This window comes from Dehalobacter sp. TeCB1 (genome assembly GCF_001707455.1).
GTDB lineage: Bacteria > Bacillota > Desulfitobacteriia > Desulfitobacteriales > Syntrophobotulaceae > Dehalobacter > Dehalobacter restrictus.
Window position 1 is genome coordinate 88,731 of record NZ_MCHF01000005.1, and the last position, 25,848, is coordinate 114,578.

General features: G+C 44.3%; 22 protein-coding genes, 1 pseudogene and 1 riboswitch. Of the genes and pseudogenes, 6 read left to right on the top strand and 17 right to left on the bottom strand.

What is annotated here, in order from left to right; translation table 11 throughout:
* Positions 1–24: 24 nt before the first annotated feature.
* The 9 genes from A7D23_RS01405 to A7D23_RS01445 form a co-directional block, all read right to left on the bottom strand.
* The gene (locus A7D23_RS01405) at positions 25–957 is read right to left on the bottom strand and encodes a TIGR01212 family radical SAM protein (protein ID WP_015043714.1); all 933 of its coding nucleotides are present in this window, start codon (positions 955–957) and stop codon (positions 25–27) included.
* 320 nt (positions 958–1,277) lie between these two features.
* The gene (locus A7D23_RS01410) at positions 1,278–2,540 is read right to left on the bottom strand and encodes an ammonium transporter (protein ID WP_015043715.1); all 1,263 of its coding nucleotides are present in this window, start codon (positions 2,538–2,540) and stop codon (positions 1,278–1,280) included.
* A gap of 282 nt (positions 2,541–2,822) precedes the next feature.
* Positions 2,823–3,767, bottom strand: a complete 945-nt coding sequence (gene amrS, locus A7D23_RS01415; protein WP_019225249.1) for an AmmeMemoRadiSam system radical SAM enzyme — start codon at positions 3,765–3,767, stop codon at positions 2,823–2,825.
* Positions 3,768–3,788: 21 nt separating this feature from the next.
* Positions 3,789–5,051: an AmmeMemoRadiSam system protein A gene (gene amrA / locus A7D23_RS01420; RefSeq protein WP_025206071.1), complete on the bottom strand. Its 1,263-nt coding sequence runs from the start codon at positions 5,049–5,051 to the stop codon at positions 3,789–3,791.
* 188 nt (positions 5,052–5,239) lie between these two features.
* Positions 5,240–5,509, bottom strand: coding sequence for a transposase (locus A7D23_RS15455; RefSeq protein WP_141690620.1), 270 nt, complete (start codon positions 5,507–5,509; stop codon positions 5,240–5,242).
* Positions 5,510–5,833: 324 nt separating this feature from the next.
* Complete coding sequence (locus A7D23_RS01430) at positions 5,834–6,784, bottom strand: trigger factor (RefSeq protein WP_015261906.1); 951 nt, start codon at positions 6,782–6,784, stop codon at positions 5,834–5,836.
* Between the two features lie 127 nt (positions 6,785–6,911).
* Positions 6,912–8,198, bottom strand: coding sequence for a 4Fe-4S binding protein (locus A7D23_RS01435; RefSeq protein WP_015043728.1), 1,287 nt, complete (start codon positions 8,196–8,198; stop codon positions 6,912–6,914).
* 107 nt (positions 8,199–8,305) lie between these two features.
* Positions 8,306–8,623, bottom strand: a complete 318-nt coding sequence (locus A7D23_RS01440) for a hypothetical protein (RefSeq protein ID WP_015043729.1) — start codon at positions 8,621–8,623, stop codon at positions 8,306–8,308.
* Between the two features lie 62 nt (positions 8,624–8,685).
* Entirely contained in the window at positions 8,686–10,341 is a 1,656-nt protein-coding gene (locus tag A7D23_RS01445; RefSeq protein ID WP_068882928.1) for a reductive dehalogenase, read from the bottom strand.
* 783 nt (positions 10,342–11,124) lie between these two features.
* Here A7D23_RS01445 and A7D23_RS16255 point away from each other — a divergent pair.
* On the top strand, positions 11,125–11,310 hold the full coding sequence (locus tag A7D23_RS16255; protein ID WP_015043731.1) for a hypothetical protein: 186 nt from the start codon (positions 11,125–11,127) through the stop codon (positions 11,308–11,310).
* A 629-nt stretch (positions 11,311–11,939) separates the two neighbouring features.
* On the opposite strand, the gene A7D23_RS01455 is transcribed toward A7D23_RS16255, so the two are convergent.
* Positions 11,940–12,644 carry a Crp/Fnr family transcriptional regulator gene (locus tag A7D23_RS01455; RefSeq protein ID WP_242871480.1) on the bottom strand — a complete coding sequence of 235 codons (705 nt, stop codon included), beginning with the start codon at positions 12,642–12,644 and terminating at the stop codon, positions 11,940–11,942.
* Positions 12,645–13,068: 424 nt separating this feature from the next.
* Positions 13,069–13,314: pseudogene (locus A7D23_RS15475) on the bottom strand (integrase core domain-containing protein); the annotation flags it as partial.
* Positions 13,315–13,536: 222 nt separating this feature from the next.
* On the opposite strand from A7D23_RS15475, the gene A7D23_RS01465 reads away from it, so the two are divergent.
* Positions 13,537–15,633 carry a glutamine synthetase III gene (locus tag A7D23_RS01465; protein ID WP_068882930.1) on the top strand — a complete coding sequence of 699 codons (2,097 nt, stop codon included), beginning with the start codon at positions 13,537–13,539 and terminating at the stop codon, positions 15,631–15,633.
* 127 nt (positions 15,634–15,760) lie between these two features.
* On the opposite strand, the gene A7D23_RS01470 is transcribed toward A7D23_RS01465, so the two are convergent.
* Entirely contained in the window at positions 15,761–16,279 is a 519-nt protein-coding gene (locus tag A7D23_RS01470) for a DUF2179 domain-containing protein (RefSeq protein ID WP_025206078.1), read from the bottom strand.
* 266 nt (positions 16,280–16,545) lie between these two features.
* Between A7D23_RS01470 and A7D23_RS01475 the strand changes: the two genes are divergently transcribed.
* From A7D23_RS01475 to splB, 4 genes are all read left to right on the top strand, one after another.
* Positions 16,546–17,685, top strand: a complete 1,140-nt coding sequence (locus tag A7D23_RS01475; protein WP_068882932.1) for a hydrogenase small subunit — start codon at positions 16,546–16,548, stop codon at positions 17,683–17,685.
* 22 nt (positions 17,686–17,707) lie between these two features.
* Positions 17,708–19,414: a nickel-dependent hydrogenase large subunit gene (locus A7D23_RS01480; RefSeq protein WP_015043738.1), complete on the top strand. Its 1,707-nt coding sequence runs from the start codon at positions 17,708–17,710 to the stop codon at positions 19,412–19,414.
* A gap of 66 nt (positions 19,415–19,480) precedes the next feature.
* Positions 19,481–20,227, top strand: coding sequence for a Ni/Fe-hydrogenase, b-type cytochrome subunit (gene cybH / locus A7D23_RS01485; protein WP_068882934.1), 747 nt, complete (start codon positions 19,481–19,483; stop codon positions 20,225–20,227).
* Entirely contained in the window at positions 20,202–21,266 is a 1,065-nt protein-coding gene (gene splB, locus A7D23_RS01490) for a spore photoproduct lyase (RefSeq protein WP_176714377.1), read from the top strand. Before cybH ends, splB begins: the two co-directional genes overlap by 26 nt.
* 29 nt (positions 21,267–21,295) lie before the next feature.
* On the opposite strand, the gene A7D23_RS01495 is transcribed toward splB, so the two are convergent.
* From A7D23_RS01495 to A7D23_RS01515, 5 genes are all read right to left on the bottom strand, one after another.
* Entirely contained in the window at positions 21,296–22,438 is a 1,143-nt protein-coding gene (locus A7D23_RS01495; RefSeq protein WP_015043741.1) for a hypothetical protein, read from the bottom strand.
* A gap of 85 nt (positions 22,439–22,523) precedes the next feature.
* Positions 22,524–23,276, bottom strand: coding sequence for an SGNH/GDSL hydrolase family protein (locus A7D23_RS01500; protein ID WP_015043742.1), 753 nt, complete (start codon positions 23,274–23,276; stop codon positions 22,524–22,526).
* Between the two features lie 57 nt (positions 23,277–23,333).
* The gene (locus A7D23_RS01505; RefSeq protein WP_068882936.1) at positions 23,334–23,852 is read right to left on the bottom strand and encodes a DNA-deoxyinosine glycosylase; all 519 of its coding nucleotides are present in this window, start codon (positions 23,850–23,852) and stop codon (positions 23,334–23,336) included.
* A 1-nt stretch (position 23,853) separates the two neighbouring features.
* Positions 23,854–24,723, bottom strand: a complete 870-nt coding sequence (locus A7D23_RS01510; protein ID WP_068882938.1) for a pentapeptide repeat-containing protein — start codon at positions 24,721–24,723, stop codon at positions 23,854–23,856.
* Between the two features lie 63 nt (positions 24,724–24,786).
* Positions 24,787–25,365 carry a DUF3795 domain-containing protein gene (locus tag A7D23_RS01515; RefSeq protein WP_068882940.1) on the bottom strand — a complete coding sequence of 193 codons (579 nt, stop codon included), beginning with the start codon at positions 25,363–25,365 and terminating at the stop codon, positions 24,787–24,789.
* Between the two features lie 324 nt (positions 25,366–25,689).
* A riboswitch (cyclic di-GMP riboswitch) is annotated at positions 25,690–25,775 on the top strand.
* Positions 25,776–25,848: the final 73 nt, after the last annotated feature.

Genomic DNA, 25,848 nt, shown 5'->3' on the forward strand with positions numbered 1-25,848 from the left:
CAAGTAAAATCCCGTTAACCGCATTTACCAGGTTAACGGGATTTTGGCGTTATAATGAATTCCTTGAAAGCTTCCTCTTCGTTCCATCTCTTGGTCGATGCCGTTTAAGACCTCCCATTTACGTCGGGTCCACATTGGGGCAATGACATCATTGAGAGGTCCGTCGCCCATAAGTCTGTGGATGATCATATTGGGAGGAAGAATCTCCAGGATATTGGCTACGAGATCTATATATTGTTCCATTGAAAGCAGTTGAAGACTCCCCTGGCTGTAGAGATCCGCAAGCGGAGTCCCTCTTAAAATATGAAGCGAATGAATCTTTATACCCTGTATCGGGATTTGACTGATCACCTGTGCTGTCCTGAACATTTCCTCCCGGGTTTCACAGGGAAGCCCCATGATGATATGGGTACAGACCTGGATATTCCTTTGTCTGAGCTTATTCACACCCTCCAGGAAACAGTCAAAATCATGTCCCCTGTTCAGCCAGTCCAGTGTTTTGTTATGAACAGACTGCACACCCAGTTCTACCCATAGATAGGTCTGTTTATTCAGGTCTTCCAGAACATCAAGGATCGCTTCGTTCAGACAGTCCGGTCTGGTCGAAACGGATATGCCGACGACATCTTCCAGCGCTAACGCTTCCTGGTACAAATTTTCCAGATAATCTTCAGGACCATACGTCGCAGAAAACGATTGAAAATAAGCAATATATTTCGCTTTTGGCCATTTTTTCAAAGTCCTCTCCCGAACCTGGTTAAACTGTTCGCGAATGGACAGCCCTCTTTGCCCTGCAAAATCTCCGGAACCTTTTTCACTGCAAAATATACAGCCTCCATCACTTATCGTCCCATCCCGGTTCGGGCAGCTGAGACCTGCATCCAAAGATACTTTGATGACTTTTTCACCAAAAAATCCGCGGAAATGTTCATTTAATGTATAATAGCGTTTGTTCATGTTCAACCCCGGTTTCAACGTGCAATATCGTATCTCTTTTGCTAGGTCATGTGTTAAATAAGTCTCTGCATCATAGACTTGTCTTGTGTCATAGATACTTCTTTGTCTTTTCCTGTATCCTATTATAGCTTTAGTTGGTCTGAAACAAAACAACAATGGCGAAGAAACCTGTAATTTCTCCATATAAAGCCAGAAACCGGAATCAAATGTATTTCCAGCCTAGCGGTGGCATACATCTGGATTCCGGTCTCATTATCTTCATAAGATTACATCTGCATATCATACTTTAGGTCTGCACTTATACCGCAATCTTGTTGCTTCTATAAATTATAGATCGAATTTGCTGTTAATCCTTCAAAATCGGGATAAGCACTTTCTCCGTGTTGGGTTGTATCAAGACCGCTGACCTGTTCAGCGTCTGTAGCTGTGAGCGGAGTGATTGCTCCGATGACTTTCAGTAGGATAAACGTTACCAGACCTGCGTATATATACGTTGCCAGTACTGCGATGAGCTGTATGCCGACTTGATGGAACTCACCAGAGTAGAACAGGCCGTCTTTACCGAGAGGGTTAACTGCGGTTGTGCAGAAGATGCCTGTCGCCAGAGCTCCCCAGGTTCCGCCGATTCCGTGGATGCCAAAGGCATCCAGCGCGTCGTCATAACCAAGCTTATCTTTAAGGATTGCAACTGCAAAGTAGCATAATCCGCCGGCTACAAGGCCAATTACCATTGCGGAGGCATTTGTTACATAGGCACAAGCAGGTGTTATGGCTACCAGTCCGGCAACAGCTCCGGAAATTGCACCCAGGACAGTGGGCTTTCCACGGTGCAGTTTTTCTGCAACGACCCAGCCCAAAAGCCCTAAGGCAGCTGCAATAAATGTGGTCACAAAAGCGATTACTGCAATTCCGTCAGCCGCCAGTTCACTGCCTGCATTAAAGCCAAACCAGCCAAACCATAGCAGGGTTCCGCCCAGAATCACGTAAGGAATATTATGCGGAATAGTCGGATCTGTAGACTTATTGATGCGTTTTCCGATCACAAGTGCTGCGATCAGACCGGAGAAACCTGAACTGATATGAACGACAGTACCGCCGGCAAAATCAAGTGCACCTAAATTTCCAAGCCAGCCGCCCCCCCATACCCAGTGCGCGATCGGAACGTACACCAGTAAACTCCAGAAACTCATCAACAAAACAAATGCGGGAAAACGCAAGCGTTCGGCTGTTGCCCCAGTCATCAAGGCCGGTGTCAGGATCGCGAACATCATCTGAAAAACCATAAAAAGCAGATGCGGAATCGTAGCGCCTTCAGTTCGCGGCTCCAGCCCTACGCCATTCAACATCAGATGGTCGAGCCCGCCAATGACTGAACCGATATCCGGTCCAAAAGCAAGCGAATAACCTAAAACTACCCAGATAAGTGTTACAACACCCATTGCTATAATACTTTGCATCATCATGGATAAAACATGACGTTTTTTAACCAGTCCTCCGTAAAAAAAGGCCAGACCGGGTGTCATTAACATAACAAGTGCGGTGGAAATAATCATAAACCCAATATCCCCAGTTGTGTAATTCATTTTCTTCTCCTCCTTAGTTTCTTGATGTTTCTTAGGTTTTATAGATAGTCTGATACAAGTCTTTAGCCACGCGCCGATTGACTAATAAAAAAAGCCTCAAAAAAGTATTGCACTTTTTTGAGGCCCCGTTGCCTGATTGACTTGCGTATAACAAACGATCTATCTGTACTATATTACCCGGTAAACAATCTGTAAAGAGGTTTTTCGTTTAAATAATGTATACATTCCTGTATACATTATTTAATATTACGCATATCCGGTTAATCCTAAACCTGTCATTGGTCATAAGAGTCCAACTCCCCAAATTTCTTGACCGCATCGGCATTTCCCTTCTGTGGTTTTAACGGTGACCTGCATGTCTCTGGTAATAACCTCCTGACCGCATTGCGGACAATAGGTTGTGTTGCCTCCTGCCATATTTCCAAGGTACACATACGGTAGGCAATCTTTGGCCAACCCCCATAGTTTCTTCAGCTTCTTTTCATCTGTTGCCGGTATTTTGCTTTTATGCATTGGATGATATTTGCTCAAATGCCACGCCAGCGGAACATTTAAGCCGGACAGCCATTTGGCCAGCGCCTTAATTTCCTGCGGATTGTCATTCAAGCTGGGGATAATAAGCGTTGTGATCTCGGTATGAACATTTGATACCAGCGTTTCAACTGTTTTTAGCACCCACTCCAGTTTCCCACCGGTGTATTTCTCGTAGAATTCAGGGGTAAACCCTTTGATATCAATATTGACCGCATCGATGTAAGGGATTAGATATTCGAGGTATTTCTGTTCGATAATCCCATTGGATACCAGAACGACCTTTCCTCCCCGTTCTTTGACCAGCGGAGCTGTCTCCATGATCATTTCGTACCAGACCAGAGGCTCCGTATACGTAAAGCAAATTCCGACGGACTGGTCTTCCCCGGCCATTTCTGTCAGCCGCTTCGGGGAAATCCGGCGTCCCTGCTCATATTTCTGAGAGATCTCATGGTTCTGGCAGAAGAAGCAGTGCAGGTTGCAGCCATAGCTGCCGACTGAGAATATCCAGCTTCCCGGATAGAAATGATAAAGCGGTTTCTTCTCCACAGGATCAAGATGGAACGCAGCGACTTCAGCGAAAGTCAGCGGTATGATTTCACCGTTCCGACACCCTCTGACCTTACAGAATCCTGACTGGCCTTCTTTGAGTTTGCAGTGATGCGGACATAGGGGACATTCAGAAAATCCTGCCATATGCTTCATCCCTCTTTCCTGTTATTCAAAAAAACGTTCGACTTCAAAACGCCAGAGCTCGACTTCCTCCCCCGGATCAATACCAGCTTTCTGTTTGGCTATTCCGACCTGTTCTTCAACCGTATCAATCCCTTCGAGATGCGGCAGCAACAGCCCGACCTTTCCACCCCGGCGTACGACTACCCCGTAACGCTGAGGATCCAGTTCTTCAGGCCCAGTAATCTTCTCCGTGTCTCCAAGAACATCGACAGATACAGATATTAAGGGCAGTTCTTCCGGTTGGACCGGCCAAAAGCGCGGATCCTGGGTACCTGCTGCTATGGCGTTATGTCTAATCTCTGAAGCTAGGTCTTCTCTTACCGGTTGGATCGTGCCAATGCAACCCCGCAAAGTCCCATCCTTTTTAAGGGAAACAAAGCAGCCTTTCTTTTCTTTCAGTAGAGTGTCTCCAGGAATATTTAACCTGTCAAAAGGCTGGGATGTAAGATAGTAAGTCAGGCATTCCCTGGCATAACCCGCAATCGGTGAAGAACGAAATATCTCAGCAATGAGATAACCTACACCAAACGGTCCTTCATAGGAGAGAACCTTAATCGCGCCTTCTCTCGCCCCGAGTGCAAACAGCAGGGAATGATAGCCGCACTGACCTGCTTCATCCAAAAGACTAGCGGGAATCCCCCTGAGCAGTGTTGTATCTCTTTTCAATCCTTTGACTATAAGCTGGTCCAGTTTGGGGCCTGAAGGGTGGAATCCATAAGGTCCGTCTTCTTTGAGCCGGTGGGAAAGGTCACCGCTTGCAATCAAGGCGCAGCGTTCAGCTGCATCATTTAAAATTTGGCCAACTTTTTTTCCGTAATGTTCCGGACGGCTCATCGGCATGCTTAAGATAACAATCTTCCCGGACCATCCGGCTTGATGGAGGAAGTAAAGCGGAATGAGTGAACCATGATCAAGCTCTGCCCGGACAGGAATAGCATCAGGAATCTTTTCCCTGATGGTCTCCGCGAGTTGCTGATCTGTTTCAAAGCTTAAGCTAACCTGTCCTGCCCCAAAACGGCTGAAACTCCCGGAGAGAGAGTCACCGTCTAAGATTACCAAACCCTGCTCGGCCAGCTGCGCATGAGGAGATACAATCAGAACCGTCTGCGTATTCATCCTGATGACTTGCTGAACAAGCGTCCTATAAGCCTCTGCTGTTTGCTGACAACCCTTTTCTTCACCATGCCCGACCTCAGGCACAAGAATCGGAGGATGAGGAACAAATCCTACATAGACAAGACTCATAGCAATACCTCCTTAGTTTCTGGTATATTGAGAATTAAAAATTCATTTTATCCTATGATTAATTTTTTTATATATTTTCTTTTTATATGCACATTTATCCTGCCAGTGCATCTGTTTGGATTAGATTAATCTGCTTTCTACTGCTATTTCTACCAGCTTAATAATTATGACGCGATTCGCAGTGCTGGTTAGACTTCCTCGTCCTTTGGTCCCCAAATCGCATTGATGTTTTTTCTTAGAACCAGCAGGGCTGCCGTTTCAGCCAGTGCTGACTCTTTCCTCTGGAGTTCCTTCTTAACCTGCTTTAACTCTTTTTCTATTTCTTTTTCCCGACGTTGTGAAGTGGCTAGTTCCTGAGCCACACCGCCATTAGCCTGCATACAGTTGCCCTGCCAAGACTTGACCTGCTCAACAGGCAAACCTTTCTTACGACAGGTATTCTGCTTTTTCGATCTCACTAGAGTGGATGTCTCAACCACGATGAGAAATTTGTCGCGTGTGCTCTATTGCTCAATTCGCCGTTCACCAGAAGGCGCTGCAAATCCCTTCCCTCGTATTTCCCTCCGCCACAACTTCAAAGTCCCCTCTGGAACGCCTATCTTCTGCTGAATCAGACTAAGAGACTGGTCGTTTGGCGGTAACATCTTCGCAATAATAGAACTTTTTAACTCTTTTGGATATCTCATGTCGTTTTCCCTCCTGTGTTCCTTCAGGGATACTTTTCATAAGTCTCTACGTCAACTATCGTAACACAGGAGGATAATCTTAAAAGATAGGATAGATTAACTTGCCAAATTGATTTTTAGCAAATAGTCTATTGTTTTTTTTCGTAAATACGATGCCAGTAAAAAATTGATGTCCATAAACTCTTCGGGGAGTTGACCGTTTTGTCGGCTTTCGTTAATTCGCTTTTCAAGATATTTGATTTCATCCGGAGTAAGATTTATCTCTTCTTTCTCAATAACAGAATTTATCATAAGTTCCCAGAGAATCCTTCTGGATGCCTCTTCCTTACATTCGGCCAGCAATTGGTCTGCGGTTATTTTTCTATGGATCAAATATTCCATAAGTTCCATATCATCAACTATTTTGAGTTCTTCAGTAAATTTCTTATATAAATCTTCAGCAGCTGAATCCAATTCTTCTTCATCAAATTCATACTTACATTGTTTAACTAAAGCTTGAAAAATCAAGAGAATATTTGCCTCCCGTTCCTTCCCCTCTTTTTCGTGAGTGATTTTTAGGGCAAGCATATTTTTTAAGTCTTCCAGGTTTTTTAGATCAGGTTCAACTTTCCTAATTAATTCTTCAGTCAATTCTGGTTTCTTCACCACAAAAACGCTCTTAATCTTAACGGTAAATGTAAACTCGCTTCCCCACCAACGCTGAAATTCTAAGGCATCGGGCTGAATAACAGTCTCAAAGGTCACTGTGTCGCCCATTTTCTTCCCTAGGAGATTTGCACTAACTTCTCGAAATACACCTTCACTGCCGACTATTAATTTTGTATCGATGTTTCTTATAACCGGTACTGTTGCATCCTTTTCATAACCGTCAATATCCACGATTACATAATCGTTTGTTTTAATAGGCTCATTTCTTTTTTCTTCTTCAATTTCATCAAAAGAGCCTATGATATAATCTAAGGCTTGCTGAATCTCCTCTTCTTGGACTGTTGTATCAAAACGCTTGACATTTAGACCCTTATATTGTCCAAGTTCGAACTGTTTCATTATCACGATTCCTCCCTCGTTATGTCTATTTGATACGCTACTTTCTCAGGAAAATTTCAACGGTCAGCCCTCAGGATTCCTACTGACTGAAGCATTACAACAAAATGGGCGACTGCGAAAATAAGGATCAAGAGTGTGAAGACCAGGTCTCTTGTTCTTCCTTTTTTTTGCGTTTCAATCGATCTACTCTCTGTTTCCATATTCTTACCTCCTCATTTCGCCAACGGTTAAGCAAATTGTAAATAAATCCTACCGGACAGAAGAATTTACAATAAAAACGGCTAATAAATAAGCTCATAAACAAGAAGATCGGTAACATCAACCACATTAACCATACCGATTTGAACAGGAAGAGCGCGCCAAAAGGCTGGTAATCCAATGTCCCATAGTCACCCAGTAATGTGCCCAGCAGAAGTGCAACCCATAAAATGGTCGGAGCTACCAGCCTGAGTATTTTAATAGTCTTCTGGGAAATATTCAGAGATTTGAACCCTGCAGCCTTGTTAAGAATCTCCTGTACTGCTCCAAAAGGACAAATCCAAGCGCAATACAGATTTTTTCCCAAAAGGATAATAAATCCGAGAGACCCGGCCATAAGCACATACCATTTCAGGTTAGTTATCCTGGGAATCTGCAACGTAATTGCTGAAAGAAGCAAGCTGCCTGTCACAAACTGATTAACGAGAAAACCAAGCACCACGACACTAACCAGCAGGAATGCCAGACGTATTTTTACGAGCTTCTTGATAAAGGCTGAGGCAAACGCAATTAAAAACATCGCAATCATGGCCATATCCTTCCAGCTAAGCTGGAATAAATCGTAAGGGTTGGCCCATTGGGTGTTAAAAAATTGCCCTGATAAATAAGAATTCCCTTTGTTCACAGCCTCAGCCACAGCATGTGACGACACTGTTGAACCTGTTACCCGGTCAATATAATTATTTGTTTTTATACTACCCAGATATCCCGAATATCCATATGCTCCTCCCAAATAAATAGGCTCCTTGATTGCAAGACCTTGAAAGCCGTCAAAATACTTTTGGTCTGTGAGCCTTTCAAAAAAAACCGGAGTCTCTCCCTGTTTAGTAATAATAACTTTCTCTATAAGGCCCTTTTCGTTGACGATAGTCATAGCCTCAACTTTGGATTGATATCCTATAGCCGAATCACATACTGCATAGAAACGTCCCTGTGCCGTATCGATTTTATAGGCATGCTGATTCCCCATCATTTTTTCTATGGATATAACGCCGAGAACATTTTTTTGGATGATTCCCTTGTAATCAACCGATTGAGGAGCCCAGAACACACCATATAAAATAGCTATTATGGCAGTGAGAAGTAAAGAAAATTGATAATAGTATTCCCATCCTCTTCTATTTTCCAACTCTGCTTTATTTTTCTTTGTTTTCACAGCTTATGAACCTCTTAAAAAATTATGAAGATTATAGAGATGAGCCAGTAAGTATCTGAAGAGACACTTACTGGCCTCATTAACCCTATGGCTTGATACTCTAATTGCTAAGCAGAAATAGAATCCGAACTTTCTCTGATTTTTTTTGCCGGATGGTTAGCCAGCCTGTAAGTAATAATCGCAGGAATAAGTGCCGTGCCTCCGAAGAAGATAAATCCCATGCCAATAGCTTGGTATTCACGCTCCGAAAAGCTGGAATATCCCCAGGCCAAAGCAAATATAAAGAAAAAGTTGGCGAGGAACCCGCAGATTTGAAGAGGTATGGTATCTTTGCCCTTCCCTTTCAGATACCGCCAGATTCCGTATTGGATAAGCAATGCAATCATACCCAGTGCCATCCAAATCAGCACATCATATATATTCATAATACCTTTCACTCCTTATAATAATTTTCTCCTTATGATTAATATATTTGACATTGAAATCACTATTGTTTTATAGACTCAGGATTATTCCAGAAGTCTGTGACCATGTTCTGAACATAACCCGATTCAAGTCTTTCCTCAGGGTTTACAGGCCCGTTATAGCCGAACCATTCATCAAACTTGCGGGCTGCATCCTGAAGCAATGGTATTCGAGTGGCTATTCTGGCCACATCGTGGTTCCAGGTCTCGACTTTGTTCCACGAACATACAGCTACACAATTTGAGCAGGGACTACCGTTATAGGCCCAGAAAGAGCCGCAACGGTTGGAATCAAGATGCCATTTTTCAGTATATGGATTTTCGGCTACCTCACAATCCTCTGGCTGCAGAACCTTAGGGTCTTTCTCATGGGAGATGGCCTGGGCGGGGCAGGCATCCGCACATTTTTTGCACAGGCGGCAGAACTCGCGTACCCCGAATTTTCTCGGCTTGTCCGGAGCAAGTTCCAGGTCGGTGTAGACTTTGGCGATGCGATGTCTCGGACCGAATTTCTGGGTAATTAAAAGTCCGTTTCTGCCTGCTTCTCCAAGCCCGGCCTGAACGGCCATAGGAACATTTATTCCGGTATCGTTTCCGCACGGCGCTGCATAATAGCCAAGCTTCCTCAGAAAAACCGCGATTTTGTAAGCTACTTCTGCCATATTGGAGTAACTTTTCCCCAACGTGGCACTGGAAATGACTGACGGTGAGGTGCGTATAGCTTCGTAATCCTCTTCAAGAACGAAGACAATCACACTTTTTGGTTTGAAACCTGCATACTTCTCCCAATCAGGTTCAAATTTTGCATGTCCGAAAACTTCTACTCCCCCGCCTGACAGCACCTTTGGCAAATCCCATGGCATTAATTTGGTTCTGCCGTTGGGCATTTTACAAGGTTTTAGAATCTTCCTGCCCCAGGTAGAATAGGTCCAACGCTCGTCATAGGGTGCGATGCCGGCCAGATCGGCTCCCAGGAAACAGGCTGCCTTTTTAACCATTTTACTGGCTTCTTCCTTTGATTTGAATTTCCACTGTTGGCCTTGTTGTCGCACACTTTCAACATCGATATTGTCCCAGTTGTACAAACCGGGTACCATGACAGGCTCATTAGCTATTTCATTGGTCATAGGATTTATGGGATAAGGCGTGATTACACTTCCCGGACCACCACCTGCTGCGTTAAATCCGGAATAATCAACTTCTACAGCCCAGGCGCCGGCGTTCAAGGCCTCATCCAACCCGGTCCAGCCTGTTTCATTATGGCGCTGGGTTAACATGGCACCCAAATGTTGACTATAGAAAAGAACGCTTGTTTCTGTATTTGTCGCTGGACGCCCTTTGATCCCAAGTCTTTCCGCATTCAGCGTGGGCAGGTCTTTCCCCGTATCTTTCTTGCCTGTGATTTTGGAAACATCGTCGTAATGAAACTTAATAGGAGTCTTGTTTGCTTCCGGGTCGAAAGCCTTTTCATAGAAGTTCTTCAGACAATTGAAACGTTGGTACTTTGCATCCACCTTGTATGGAAATTCTGAGGTTTCCGTGATCGGAGCCACGATGTCCGCAGCATCAGCCACCAAGGGGCTAACCATCCCCTTCACCGCAGATGCCGAGGCTACAGCAGCTGCAGCTGCTCCAAGCATCGAGGCTTTTAAAAAATTCCTCCTGTTGATTTCTCCCATTCGAATCTTCCTCCTTAATAATAATTGCACGTGCCTAATAATTATTATAAAACTACTCTATTAATTTTGATGTGCAGGGATATACAATATATGAGCACACCAACAGATGGCTTGTAAAGAAATTGGCATATCGGTACGAACATTGCAACGTTAGTGTAAGAATGGGGCACCTGAAGCAGATCGGAGACCCTTGGCAAAGCGCTCTGAACCAGCGAATAAACTTACGGAAGCAGAATGCAAGGAGATTCTAGAATTAGTCAACTAACCTGAATTTCAAAGTTTACCACCCAGTCAGATTGTCCCGATGCTTGCGGACCAAGGTATCTACATCGCCTCCGAATCAACCTTCTATCGAGTCATGCATGAAGCAGGTGAACAGAATCATCGTGGACGTTGTAAGGCACCCTCCAGCAGACCTAAATCCACGCATTGTGCGACCGAACCTAATCGTGTACGGTCTTGGGATATTACATATTTGCCAGGCCCTGTTAGAGGAATCTACTTCTATTTATATCTCATCCTGGACATCTTTAGCCGAGACATTGTCGGATGGGAAGTCTGGATCGAAGAAAGTGCGGAACATGCCAGTCAACTCATTCGGTGGGCAGTCATGGCTCAGAATATAACCCGACAAGAAGAACCTTTGGTCTTGCATTCTGATAATGGTAGCCCGATGAAAGGCGAATCCATGCTGGAAATGCTCTATCAATTGGGTATTACATCGTCTAGGAGTCGCCCGAGGGTTAGTAGATTCATCAAAAGAATGCCTCAGCTGCCAGAATAATGGAAGCCATTCATGAGCCATTAGGGTTGGTTCAGGGAGAATACCCTAACAATGTCGTAACTCCTACACAAGTCTCCCAGGCTTACCTTGATCTAGCTAAGATTCTGAAGCTCCTTAAAACCAATATTACTTTGACAAAGTTCCGCTCATGTACCAAGCTGGATCTGACGATAAACCTGAAATAATAGGACATTTTAAAATCGCCGAAACGCTTGTATTTCAAACGTTCCGGCGATTTTCGACCTCCTTTCTCCTAAAGTCAGGAGGATAAAGATGAATCTAAAATAGATGCATCTTAAAGTTTGATTTGATCAAAGTAATGAGTTAAGTGTCAGGGTGCCACGCGGGATACCGCAGGCTTAAGGCCGAGGATATGCGCGCTGGCATCCCAGTGACACGAGCAAATAAGTAAGCTGGAGGACCGAAGGGACTTTTTGATCCGCAGATAACAAAAGTTCCTTCGGGCAAGCGCCGAGCGTCCGGTCTTATTTCGTTGGTTCCTTGTAGTAGTCACCATCGCCAGTGTCGGTAGCAAGTGGAAGTTCATGAGGTAACGTCGTGATTAACTCATTTAGTACTAAAGTAATTTTGTTCAAATGCGTAAACTACCGTTATCTATTCCAGAGGGAGCAGTATTTATATTTTACTGCTCCCCTCCCCATAAAATCCTATTAATAAAAAAATTAGTATTTATACTATTTTTGATTAGCAATTATCTCAACTTTCGGTCGCGACCGAGCGTAGGTCGTGTTTTTATATTCGCACAACTAGGGTTCGAAAGTTGAGTCATTATAATTTACTAAAGATATTAATATTATTCAGAATATAATTCAGGACGAATTATGGTTTTGAAATCTTTGCAAAAGTATATATAGTGTTCCATCACTTTAATTAATCCTTTCTTTTTTAAATCAGTTAAATGTAATGTAACATATTCTCTGGTGGTACCAATAATATCTGCAATATCTTGATGTGTGAATTTATATTTAGCACGATACCATCCGTTTTCTTCAACTTGAAATGGGTCATTAAGATTACGAAGAAATAATATTAGTCTCTGTTTTGGACAGTAAGAAGACGAACTTTCCAAGCGTTCTAGTAATGTAAAAACAATGTCACCTAAGGATTCCATGAAAGCTAAGGATAACGTAGGATCGCCTATTATCCCTTCCAGTGCTTGTTCTTTAGTTATATAAATTATTGTTGTATCTTCATATGCATAAGCCTCGTAAGGTGAACTAGTAATTCTCCTAATAACATCAATAACGCTAGTTGCTCCTCCAGGTCCTATAATTACTTGAGTTCTTTGCTTGCCGTTCAGAGTTAAGAAACGAATTCCAAGCAGCCCTTCTTCTACACCATAGACAGCAGTTAATTCTTGTCCATATTTTATGAATAGTTCCCCTTTTTTAATGGTTATACGTTGATTAAATTTTTGCATAAAGTCGATAATTTTCTTATTTGTATTTAGCCAAGGATAATTTAAAAATTTAGTCAAAGTATAAATATCTTCCGACATAGACAATATCCCCCTTACAAAATAATAAATTTAATTTTAAGGAGTTCTTATAGCAACTAACTGCAAATATTATCTAAATAAGGATAATATGTTAAATATATTTCAAGAATATGCTTTATTTTCCAAGTCGAAAAAAAAATGTAACAAAAAATAACTTAAATAAATAATATCATATTTGTGAGATTGTGCAATATTGACCTTTTCTCGATAAAACAGACACTCCAGAGTTAGTTTTTCTAATGAATTCTCAGAATTCCTCAATATTTCAATTTGGTAGCAGGAGACCGCCCTCGCCGGGTGGCATAAGGCCATTGTCATGGCCTTAGAACAAGAGGGTCTTAGTGTATCCTGGCTGTCAAGGGTCTTCGGCTTCGCCCCCGATGAACGAGCGTTGCTCGCCCTTAACAACGGCCAAACGACTTCGCTAAGCGACTCTTCGTTGATATTCATAGTATCTCTTTAAGAATTCAACTGGTGTTATGTTGCCCAATGCTTGGTGTCTTCGCTTTCGATTGTAGAAGCCTTCTATATACCAGAATATATCATTTCTTGCTTCTTTCAGGTCCTTGTACTTCCTGTGATGCAGCCTTTCTGATTTGATGGTACTGAAAAAGGTTTCTGCACAGGCGTTGTCGTAACAATTGCCTTTTCCGCTCATACAGCGGATAATTATTATCCGATTATATTTTGTATACATCAGAATAAACACTTGTTATTTCTAAAAAAGTGTGTTAACTTTTTGATATATTTTTATAGGTAAATTAAGCAAAGATGCTTATTCCTCGACCAAACGCTTTGAGGGTTAAGTTTGTTTTTGCTTTTTTTGCTTTTTGTGGTTATTTATCTATGTACCATTATTTAATATCTAAATCTGAAGGGAGATTTCGAAACAATGGATATCTTTGCAATGAACGTTTTTAACGATGCCGTCATGAGGGAACGGCTGCCCAAAGCAACTTACAAAGCTTTGAAGAAAACAATTGAGGACGGGAAAGCGCTGGATCCCGATGTCGCAGAAGTCGTTGCGAATGCAATGAAAGACTGGGCGATTGAAAAAGGGGCTACCCACTATACCCACTGGTTCCAGCCGATGACAGGACTCACTGCGGAGAAGCATGACTCGTTTATTTCTCCGACTGCCGACGGCAAAGTCATTATGGAATTTTCCGGCAAAGAACTGATCAAAGGCGAACCCGACGCATCTTCTTTCCCAAGCGGTGGCATTAGAGCCACGTTTGAGGCCAGAGGCTATACTGCCTGGGACTGCACCTCTCCGGCTTTTGCCAGAGAAGAAAAAAACGGCAACGTCACGCTGACGATTCCCACAGTATTCTATTCGTATACCGGTGAAGTTCTCGACAAAAAAATTCCGCTTTTGCGTTCTATGGAAGCACTCTCCAAACAAGCAGTAAGACTGTTAAGATTATTTGGCAATACGACAGCAACCCGTGTCATTTCTACGGTCGGACCCGAGCAGGAATACTTTCTGATTGATAAAAGTTTTTTTGATGCCAGAATGGATTTAGTCCTTACCGGCAGAACACTCTTTGGTGCTCCTCCGGCTAAGGGCCAGGAAATGGAAGACCACTACTTCGGCAGCATCAAAGAACGCATCGCCGCCTTTATGAAAGAATTGAATGAAGAACTCTGGAAGTTAGGTGTTTTGGCTAAAACGCAGCACAACGAAGTTGCTCCTGGTCAGTTTGAAATTGCCCCCATTTTCTCGACAACCAATGTTGCTACCGACCATAATCAACTGATCATGGATACTTTGAAAAAGGTTGCCTTGCATCATGATCTGGTCTGCCTGCTGCATGAGAAACCGTTTGCAGGCGTCAATGGTTCCGGGAAACACAATAACTGGTCCATGAGCACCAATGATGGACAGAATCTGCTTGATCCGGGAAATACCCCGCACGATAATGCTCAGTTCTTAACTTTCCTTTGTGCTGTCATTAAAGCTGTGGATGAATACTCCGAACTGCTCAGAGTCTCCGCCGCCAACCCTGGAAACGATCACCGTCTCGGTGCGAATGAGGCTCCCCCGGCGATCATTTCCATGTTCCTCGGCGACATGCTTTCGGATATTGTCGAACAAATCCAAAACAATGGCGGTGCTGTATCATCCAAACCAAACGGCACTTTGACAGTCGGCGTGTCCACGCTTCCGGAAATCCCGAAGGATAACTCAGACCGCAACCGGACTTCACCGTTTGCCTTTACCGGAAATAAATTTGAGTTCCGTATGGTTCCTTCCAGTGCATCCATCGCCGGCCCGAACATGGTCCTGAATACGATTGTCGCTGAAAGTATTTGCCAGATTGCCGATAAGCTTGAAAAGGCTGCCGATTTTAACAGCGAACTGCAGGCCCTCTTGAAAGAAATTCTGGTCAAACACAATCGTATCATCTTCAATGGCAACAACTATTCCGAAGACTGGGTCACTGAAGCAGAAAAACGTGGTCTGCCAAACATCAAATCCATGGTGGAAGCTTTGGAGCACTTCATTGATGAGAAGAATGTCAATGCGTTTGAAAAACACGGTGTATTGAGCAAACAGGAAGTTCATTCCCGTTACGAGATTTTGCTGGAGCAATACAGCAAAACGATCAATATCGAAGCCAAAACGATGATTGATATGGCTAACAGACTTATTCTTCCCGCAGCTGCAAAATATGCAACTGACCTGGCCGGTTCCGTGCAAAGCGTTAAAGCTGCTGTAGCTGCTGCGGATACCTCGGCTCAGGAAGAAGTCATTAAAGAAGTATCTTCGGCTTTAGGTTCCTTTAAAGCCAAAACTGTGGCTTTGGAAAAAGCTGTCTTGGGTGCGGCTGATGTTGAAGATGCCCATGCCAACGCGGTTTACTACCGTGATATCGTCTTTGTCGCAATGAATGAATTGAGGATCTATGGGGATAAGCTTGAAACACTTGTTGACGCGGAGCTTTGGCCGCTGCCAACTTATGTGGAAATGCTATTCATCATTTAATCCATACCCTTCAGAATAAAATAGCAGAGGAGAGGGCACCAGCCCTCTCCTCTGCTATTTTATTACATTCTCATCGTCATTTCTCTATCCCTCATCAGCTTTGCAGGCCATTTACTGTTTTGAGTTCTTATCGCCTGCCGGCCCAAAATCCTCCGCGGAAATTCTTAGGCTCCTGGAAAAATATAAACGCACTTGGGCAGGAATCATTAACAATATTCAAAAGTTCTTTTTGCCGATTTCTTTTGGCCAGAACCAACATCAGGAGGCGTTTCCCGTCGCGGCCTTCCCCGGTCCAGGTCGTAACGCCAAATCCTTTCTTACGCAATAATTTGGGAAGCGTCTCATCGAGCGAATCAACAATGACCTCGGCAGTCATGTACCCGAGAGCAAGTCTTTCCTCGATCCTGCTTCCCAGATACACTCCGATACCATAGCCGATGCAATATGCTGCGATGTTCCAGTAGCTGTCCAGGTTTTTCAGAATAATAGACAATCCGGCAATGTACACGAGCACTTCGACCATGGACAGTATGGAAGCATACTCCTTTAAGCCCTTGATCACAAGGATAAACCGTACCGTTGTCAGTGATACGTACGTAATATTAATAGCCATGATCATCAGAGCAAACAGGACTACTTGGCTCATTCTTATCACCAATCTTCTTTTTTCGGCTGGATCATTCTTTGATATTATTATGATCCATTTTAGCGTAATTCTACTATGCTGTTCCAAATCTTTCTGAATTGCTGTCTCACTCACATTGCCGATTATCTCCTGCGTATTACAAAAATACCTGTATATGTAAAGAAATGAATAAAATATGCTAAGGAACGCACAATAATGACGAACTGGCAAAAGACTGGCTTTTTTTCATTCAGCAAGCCAATATTCTATATCGGGAGGGGAAAATATTGAAAAAGGGCAGCTATTATGACTGGGCCCGCCAGAAAGGAATATCCCGGCGGGACTTTTTAAGGTTCTGTGCCATGACTGCAGCAATGCTGGGACTCGATGCAACCGCTGTCCCCAGAATTGTGGAAGCTTTGGAAAACAAGTCACGCCCACCTGTCATTTATCTAAATCTGCAGGAATGCACCTGCTGCGGCGAGTCTTTCATCAGGTCCGCCCACCCTTTGTTTTCGGACCTGATCTTCAATATGATTTCCCTTGATTATATGGAGACGCTGCAGGCCGCAGCCGGAACACAGGCAGAGTCTGTCCGTCTAAAAACAATGCAGGAACATTACGGGGAATATATTCTGGTAGTCGAAGGCAGTGCCACACTGGCAGAGGGCGGCATTTACTGTACCATCGGCGGAATGACTGCCAACCAGCTCCTGAAGGAATGTGCAGGCGGAGCAGCTGCCGTGATAGCGTATGGCTCCTGTGCGACCAACGCCTGTGTCCAGGGGGCACACCCCAATCCAACACAGGCTGTACCGATTCGGAGAATTGTCAAGAACAAGCCTGTCATTGACGTTCCCGGATGTCCGCCCATTGCTGAAGTCATCACCGGTACAATCGTTCATTACCTGACATTTGGGAAAATCCCGGAATTAACGAGCCTGGGCCGTCCTAAAGCCTTTTACTCCAAACGTGTCCATGATGGCTGCACCCGCCGGGCCTTTTTTGATGCCGGCCAGTTTGTGGAGCGCTTCGATGACGAAGGTGCCAGAAAAGGATGGTGCTTGTATAAAGTTGGCTGCAAAGGCCCAGTTGCTTATAATGCCTGCGCCGTAACGGAATGGAATGACGGAGTCAGCTTTCCTGTTAAATCAGGACACCCTTGTATGGCCTGTTCCGAGAATAATTGGTATGATTCCAGCACGCCTTTTTATACTCACCTGGCTGAGATCCCCAATGAGGCCATCGGCGGCAACCCTGACCATATCGGTCTTGCCGCTTTAGGTGTAGCCGGTCTGGGTGTTGTTGCCCATGGGGGAATTACGGCCGCTGCTAAAGGGCGTGGGAAAAAGAACCACCCGGCCGGAAGTACGGATACTGAACAAAAAAGACAAGTAACTAAGAAGACAAATCATAAAGAAGACTAATGCAGAAAGGTTTTGAATCTCAATGACAACAAGAATTGTTGTGGATCCTGTCACCCGGATCGAAGGTCATTTACGCATTGAAGCCATTGTTGACGGTACAAAGATCAGTGATGCCGTCAGCTCAGGAACAACATTTAGAGGAATTGAGAAGATTGTCGAAAACAGGGATCCACGTGATGTCTGGGCGTTCGTCCAACGGATTTGCGGTGTTTGCACGCACATCCATGCGATTGCTTCCGTGCGGGCAGTGGAAGATGCCTTGGATTATCCGATCCCCAAAAATGCCAATTACATACGCAATATCATGACGCTGACCCAATTTACCCAGGATCATGTGATTCATTTTTATCATTTGCATGGTTTTGACTGGATTGATGTCTTAAGCGCATTAAAGGCTGATCCTAAAGCAACAAGCAGTCTGGCCATGTCCATCTCCTCGTGGCCTAATTCTTCGGAGGGTTACTTCAGGGATGTGCAAAACAAAGTTAAGAATATTGTCCAAAGCGGCCAGCTTGGTATTTTTGCCAATGCTTACTGGGGTCATCCCGCTTATCGCTTGCCTCCGGAAGCCAATCTAATGGGAGTCGCGCATTACCTGGAAGCATTAAGTTGGCAAAAAGAAATTGCTAAAGTCCATACCGTGTTCGGAGGGAAAAACCCGCACCCGAACTATCTGGTCGGCGGGCATGCTTCGAGCATCAACCTTGATGATGTCCATGTTCTGAATATGGAACGCCTGAATCTTGTGAAAACGAAGATCGATGAAGCCCAAACGTTTGTCAACCAGGTCCTTATTCCAGATATTCTAGCCATTGCTGGCTTTTACAAAAAAGACCTTTGGGGAGGCGGAATCGGCAACTTCCTGGCCTACGGTGGTGTACCGCTCGTCGATATCCACGAGCCGGACAGTTATCTGTTCCCTCGCGGGATTGTCCTGAACAGAGATTTAAGCAAAGTCTATGATCTTGATCTAAAGGATCCAAGCCATATTCAGGAATTTGTATCTCACTCGTGGTATCAATACGCGGATAAGGATTCCGGGCTTCACCCCTGGCAGGGGCGGACGGATCCAGCATATGACGGGCCCAAACCACCTTATCACAATTTGGATGAATCAAAAAAATACAGCTGGATCAAAACACCGCGCTGGCAGGGCCATGCGATGGAAGTCGGCCCGCTGTCCCGCTTCGTGGTTGCTTATGCCAAGGGCAATAAGGAAATCAAGGAAATGGTCGACAGCTCCCTGCGGAAACTGGACCTTCCGCTCAACGCTTTGTTTTCAACGCTCGGACGAACGCTGGCCAGAGCACTGGAAGCAAAATTTTGCGTCGATCAACTTGCCGGTTTTTATGCGGACCTAATCGCTAATATTAAAGCCGGTGACACACAAACCTTCAATCCTGAAAAATGGGAACCGAGCCGCTGGCCGGCAGAAGCGCAGGGTGTCGGCTGGGCTGAGGCCCCGCGAGGAGCCCTGGCTCACTGGATTAAAATCCGCGGCGGCAAGGTAGAAAGCTATCAGGCGGTTGTGCCGACAACCTGGAATGCCTCACCGCGGGATGCTACAGGACAAAAAGGTCCTTATGAGGCGTCGCTGCTCGACACACCGGTCGCTGCTACCGACCAGCCCCTGGAACTGCTCCGGACCATTCACTCATTTGACCCCTGCATCGCCTGCGCGGCACACCTGATAACACCACAAGGAAAACTATTGCTAGAGAAAATCTAGGGGCCACAATATCTGCGTGCCATGGTGACGCTAGCATATATTCTAAGTGATATGGAGGGATTACGATTGGCCTTATCCAAAGAAAAGAAAAGTTCCGCTCCGATGCCGCAGCGCAGACCGGTATACGTCTGGCAATTTCCTGTCCGGATGTTTCACTGGATAAATGCAGCCGCTGTCACCGTACTCTTTCTTACAGGTCTGTATATTGGAAATCCTGTCTTTATAACCGCCGGAGAAGCTTTCCAGCAGTTTTTAATGGGATCAGTTCGCTACTGGCATGGAATAGCCGCTTTTATCTTTACGGCCAATCTGTTATTCCGCCTCTATTGGTTCTGGGCAGGCAATGCGTATGCCAAGATACGTTTCTGGCAGAAGGCTTTTTGGCAGGACCTCAAGTCAACAGTCCGCTACTATTTATTTATGAGAGGAGAACATCAGGGACATCTCGGGCATAATGCCCTGGCCCAGCTATCTTATCTTCTTTTCATCTGGATCGGAAGTTTTTTCATGATTATAACCGGTTTTGCTATGCGGATAGGCACTAATACGGATGGTATATCCGGAAAGTTGTTTTCCTGGGTCATTCCGGCTTTTCACAACGAAAATTTGGTCAGGATGAGTCATCATCTTGTCGCTTGGGGCTATGTGGTTTTTTTGTTGATTCACCTCTACCTTGTATTCAGACAGGATCTTCTGGATGATGATGCTACTACCTCATCCATGATCAATGGGTATAAATATGAATTGCCCTCTACTATCGGCGCTGAAGAAGTCCATACCCCTGAATATGTTGTACTCCAGAAGGGGGATTAACTTGAATTTCGAGCCCAAACAGGTCTTTTATGAACCCGAAGCCCTGAATTATCCACTTGGGAAGAAGCTTGTTGATTATTTTCGGCAAATCAAGATTCCGGTCAAAGCAACAAGTTCTCACAACAGAATAACCGGTCTGAGCGGAGATACTGCTGCCAAAACCTATTTTGAAGCCAAAAAAACATTGGTGATCGGTGTTAAACGCGGAAAAACGTTTCAAACCTGCAAACCCTCAGCTCATTATCAGCTGCCGCTGACCACAAGCTGTCCCGGGATGTGCGAATATTGTTATTTAGCCACGACGCTGGGTGCAAGACCGTACATCCGCATCTATGTTAATATAAATGAACTGCTTGAAAAAGCCCAAACTTTAATCCAGGAACGTTTACCCGAGATCACTTATTTCGAAGGAGCCGCAGTGTCCGACCCAATCCCGATGGAACAATATACAGGCAGTCTGAGAAAAAGCATTGAATTTTTTGGAAGGCAGCCTCAAGGCCGGTTCCGCTTTGTCACAAAATTCACTGACGTTGATAGCCTTTTGAATCTGGAACATCACGGTCATACCCGGTTTCGTTTCAGCCTGAATTGCGAGGAAATCATCAGAAATTATGAGCATGGGACACCATCCGCTGAAAATAGAATAAAGGCAGCCGGAAAAGTACTTCGCGCCGGCTACCCTTTGGGTTTTATTATTGCCCCGATTATCAGATTTGAGAACTGGATGGATCAATACGAAAAGCTCTTTGCTGACCTGGCAGAGCAGTTAAAAGCCGCTTCTCCGGCAAACTTTTCTCCTGCAGCGCTTACTTTTGAATTTATCACACATCGTTTTTCTTCCCGAGCCAAGTCCAATATTTTAAATATCTATCCGCAGACAAGCCTACCGATGGATGAAGCTTCGCGCAAATTTAAATTCGGGCAGTTCGGCTACGGAAAATATGTCTACCCACCCGTTGAAATGGAGGAAATAAAGACTTCCTTTCTGGCGTTTATGAACCGTCATTTCCCGGGAGCAAAAGCCAAATACTTTATTTAGCTTTTCGGCTATTGTACCGTCCATGGCACTCATCGTTCCTTGCCAGTATGCTGGTATTCGGCATACCATCTTTTAATGGCCTGCTTGCTTTGCTCGCTCGGGTAATAATTCTTGTTTTCATCATCTTTGCCCACAGCAAAAACAGAAAAACCAAGATGCCAGGTTTCTTTTTCAAACACTTGCTGATAAGCCAGAAAGCAATTTGCCTGCTCCTGGTTATTGATAATGTCCGACGGCAAAGGGTTCCAGGGATGAACTGCGGCACCGCTTCTTTTTGGGAAACCCAATTCACCAAAGAATACAGGTTTGTTCCATTTTGCAGACAGCTGCTTTAATTCATCATAGATATTCTGGTTTCGGTCAAAAATCCGGGTCTTATAGATCGAGCTTACAAGGTTATCTACCGTATTGGTCTCCTGGTCGGTCAATTCAAAATAAGCTGCTACAGAGATAAAATCCACTTTTCCAAGAACCGGATTATTTAATTTGGCAATGTAGGTATCGTACGCCAAATTCTGCCCGGCATTCCATTCAGCTGTATACCACCAGTTTGTCCGGTAAGTCATTTTGCCCTGGTATCCGGCCCTGACAAAATCCGCGACATCGGTCCAATAACCGCATTGATCCTCGAATTGATCAAAGTTGGAACCGATACATAGGGCGTAGACTTTATTCGGCTTAGCCACATCACGGATGAGTTCGGCAAGGACGACCTGTTTCCAGTTCCAGAACCATTGATTGATATTATCCGGCTTGAGATCCGTCTCATATTTCTCACCGTTTTGAATATACGGATAAGGTTCCAGGATGACGTTAATTCCTTTATATCTTAAGCGTTTAATCAGCCAGACCGCTTTCTTTTCGCTTTCCGCATTGATACTCATCGTACTGGCTGTCAACGACGGAATATCAATTTGAACAGGGACATTCAGGGTATTCAGCCCAAGACTGTCTATATCGCTCAGAGCCTGTTCAATTGTATAATCTACAGACAGGTTTGCCGATTTTATCTTTTCCCCCCATGGGGTAATAATCCTGTTCTTTTCGTATTGGTAGCCAATATAGACAATATCCACCAGAACCAGTTTAATGATTAGCAACACCACAATAATGACACCTAATACAATCAGCGGGGTTTTATTTCTTTTGAGCGTATTCAGCAAATTGTTCAATATTCTGACCCTTCCTAAGAATAGTACATGTTAAATAGATTGATGATTAGAAGCGTAAAGATGAAAAGCTTATACTTTCTAAATACTAAGAAAGACTGTCCGCGGAAGAATCTTTGAGCAGAAAATTGTAATTCTGTCTGAGGTATTCCGTCACCTTTTGGGCAATGACCTTATGCCCGTCTTCATTCGGATGGATCCCATCAATACAAAGCAATTGAGTAAAATCCGGTGTCTTCAGAAAAGCACCTCTTACATCGATCCATTTTGTCTTGGTTTCCTCTGCAATGTTCACAATCATGGAGTTGTAGCGTTCCTGCCACCAGTATATCTTTGTAACGCTTCCAAGCCAAATCAATATATTTTTCCCTATCTCATTACTGTTTTTGCTAATCCACTTGAAATACCGATCCGCGTCAAGCGGGGGAAGCGTCATCAACACCGGGATAATATTATTGTTTTTAAGCGAAATAATGGTATCTGTGAGCATTTTCCCGAAAGCGTTGAAATCCGTTTTGGGTTCATGCTCTGCCATTGGATCACTCGCAATCTGCATCCAGTCAAAGTCACAGTCATTGCCTCCAAATTCGATCAGTACAATATCCGGACGCGTTTTGGAGACATCCCGATTAAGGCGTTCAATGCCTTTTTTTATGGTATTACCAAATTTCGCAGCATTATAAACCATGCCCTTCAGGCTGTTCTGGACCAGAGAAACATAGTTTCTGTCCAATAACGAATATTTCCCCTGATCCTCGTTATAGATCACGCCTTTGGAAATGGAGTCTCCTACAATCAGAAATGTATAATTTTCTTTCAGTTCAGACTGATTGTTATCCATCAATTCACACCTTTCACAACGACTTGCTTAAAACTTCATAGGTATTACTTCAAAATTTTATAAGTATTTCAAAATTGCTTTCCAATGTGTCAGCTTTTCCTCAAATTTCATCGTATTGGCCGGACTGGTTGAGGGCAATAGCAGATAGGCAATGGAAGCAGACTCCAGACGGATTTTCCTCTTATATATATTAAAGCCCTTTGCTCCGTTAAATGCAAGTAATTCCAGATGTGGGTACTGAATAAATAAATTTTGAAAATCATTGACCTGTTCATTGACTATATTGCTATCGAGGCTGCCTTCTCTGGAGCAGCTACGAATGACATCCCAAAGGGCAATTTTTCTGTCCAAAAGAAATTGTTTCCTGCTATCATAATCATCCATGGCATCCGCGGCATTAGACCATCCACGGGCATCGTCAAAAAGCGCATACATAATCCGCCAAAAGTGATTGTAAGGATGGGCATAATATTTCTGCTCCCTCAACGATTGCACTCCCGGCATCGAGCCGAGGATCAATACCCGGGACTCCTGATTAATGATCGGTTCAAATGAATAGATGATTTCCATTTCCATATCAGTCCAAACTCCATTGTCTTGGATAAAAGAGTGATGGCGGCAGCTTGGTACGCTTATCCCCCTTCGCCGTATTCAGCTGGGCTTGGGTCAGAAAAATGCTTTGGCTTAAATCAGTACCGCTGAGATCGGCATCGCGCAAATCCGCCCCGATCAAATCAGCTCCGCCCAGATCGGTCCCGCTGAGGTCTGCGGCAATCAGACAGGCTCCTCTAAGGTTAGCCCCTCTGAGATCCGTTTTCCGGAGATCTGCAGCAATCAGACTGCTCCTGCGCTTAAAGGTCTTCCGAATCCCGGCCTGAATATTCCGCTCCTGACAAACAGAAACACGGACCAGTTCACTTGTTTGAAGCAGCAGGGTATTTACTCCGGTACGATATAAGGGCACATCCATTTTCAGAAGCTCACCCGGGCTGAGCAGTGTCAGCCGTTCCGTCTCTTCCCGCAGGGTACGAAGCGCCTCATGAACTGAATGAGCCGGCTGTAATGTCTCTGCTTCTGTCAAATACCAGAGCATCTCCTGAAGCTGCCGAATGACAAGGAAAACCTCAAACATTTGCTCCCGGAATTCCGGTGATCGCCGCCAGTCTCTGCCACCGTAACTGAGCTTGGATACTTTTGGCCCTGCGCCAAAACAATCAAATGCCATGCAGCCTTTCAGGCCCAGTCCCTGAAGATCTTGATATATACTGCAGCGAAAATTTTCCTGCAGCTTCCGACAAGGCTGACCGGCCTCTTTATCGTTTGGAAAGCCTTCCGAAGCTGAAAAATACAGCGCGGTGCAGCACAATCCGAAGCAGTTCTCGCAGTCAGCTCTCAGACTGCATCTTTGCTCAGTAAAAATGTCTATTGGTTCACGAATTCCAGACAATGTTTGATCCTCCAAAACAAAGAACATTTGATTTACCCCAGAAATGATGCTTGAATAGCTTGTCTAATCCTTTTTCGCCTTTCTAAGAACCAGTTGAATATTCAGGCGATCGGCTTCCGCTTTCAGCAAGCGGACGGCTTCTTCAGCACTGCCCTTGCAGTTGGTCTGATCCATATGATGGATCTTATCCATCATATTGTTCAAGACGGAAAGCGGCAGCAGGTTGACCGCCAGACAATAAAATCCCTTTAATTTGCCGTCATTGTAATTCGCGATTAGTTCGCCTAAAATTTTGTGTTTTTCCGTCAGTCCTTCAAGATAATTTTGAAGGTCCATTTTAGCCTTGGCTTGGTCCTGCAACACATTTTGATAGGATATAAAAGAATCGCCCTCGCTTGGAGCCTGATACCTCTCACATGGATAGACACTGCATTCAAAACAGTATTCAACATTTTCATGCTTTTTATTACAGGTAATTACGGCACAGGAAGGATGCTTCAAAAAAAAGTCCGGACCCCCGCAGCCGGGGCACTTTGAAGAACCGTCCGTATGAAAACGCGGACAAAGACAGCAATTCAATCCGCATAATGAAAAGTCGGCGCATTTCCGCCTGTATTCTTTACTTACCATTGATTTGACCATTGCATACATCTCCTGATAGCAATGTTTGATAAAAATCAGAGTTCAACCCGTGCAGAACAGTTCTCCGCAACTCTGTACTTCACGATCTTGCTTATTAACGCATACGGAATAGGCTTATTTAACGGGAATTGTACCGATCCACACGCGTATAAACATCATTAATTAGTTATACGAATTTAAGCGGATTCCTCTGCTAAACCAAGAAACATTGATCATTTGGCGCCAAAATAAAGAATATTTTTTCGAATAACCCCTGTAGAACCTGAAAGGGATGTGCTACAATAGTTCTGTGACCGAAATATCAATCGAATAGGGATACAGGAGCAACGACAATGGCAAACTTGGTGAAAGCCAGGGACGCAAAGCTATGGGTCTTCCAGAATAATTCTGATGACTGCCAGGCTACCGAATCCGCTCAGGTTTGTTTTGAATGTCGCCATGCAATCTGCTGGTGATTTTTTTGTTGCTTCAGCCAGCACTGAT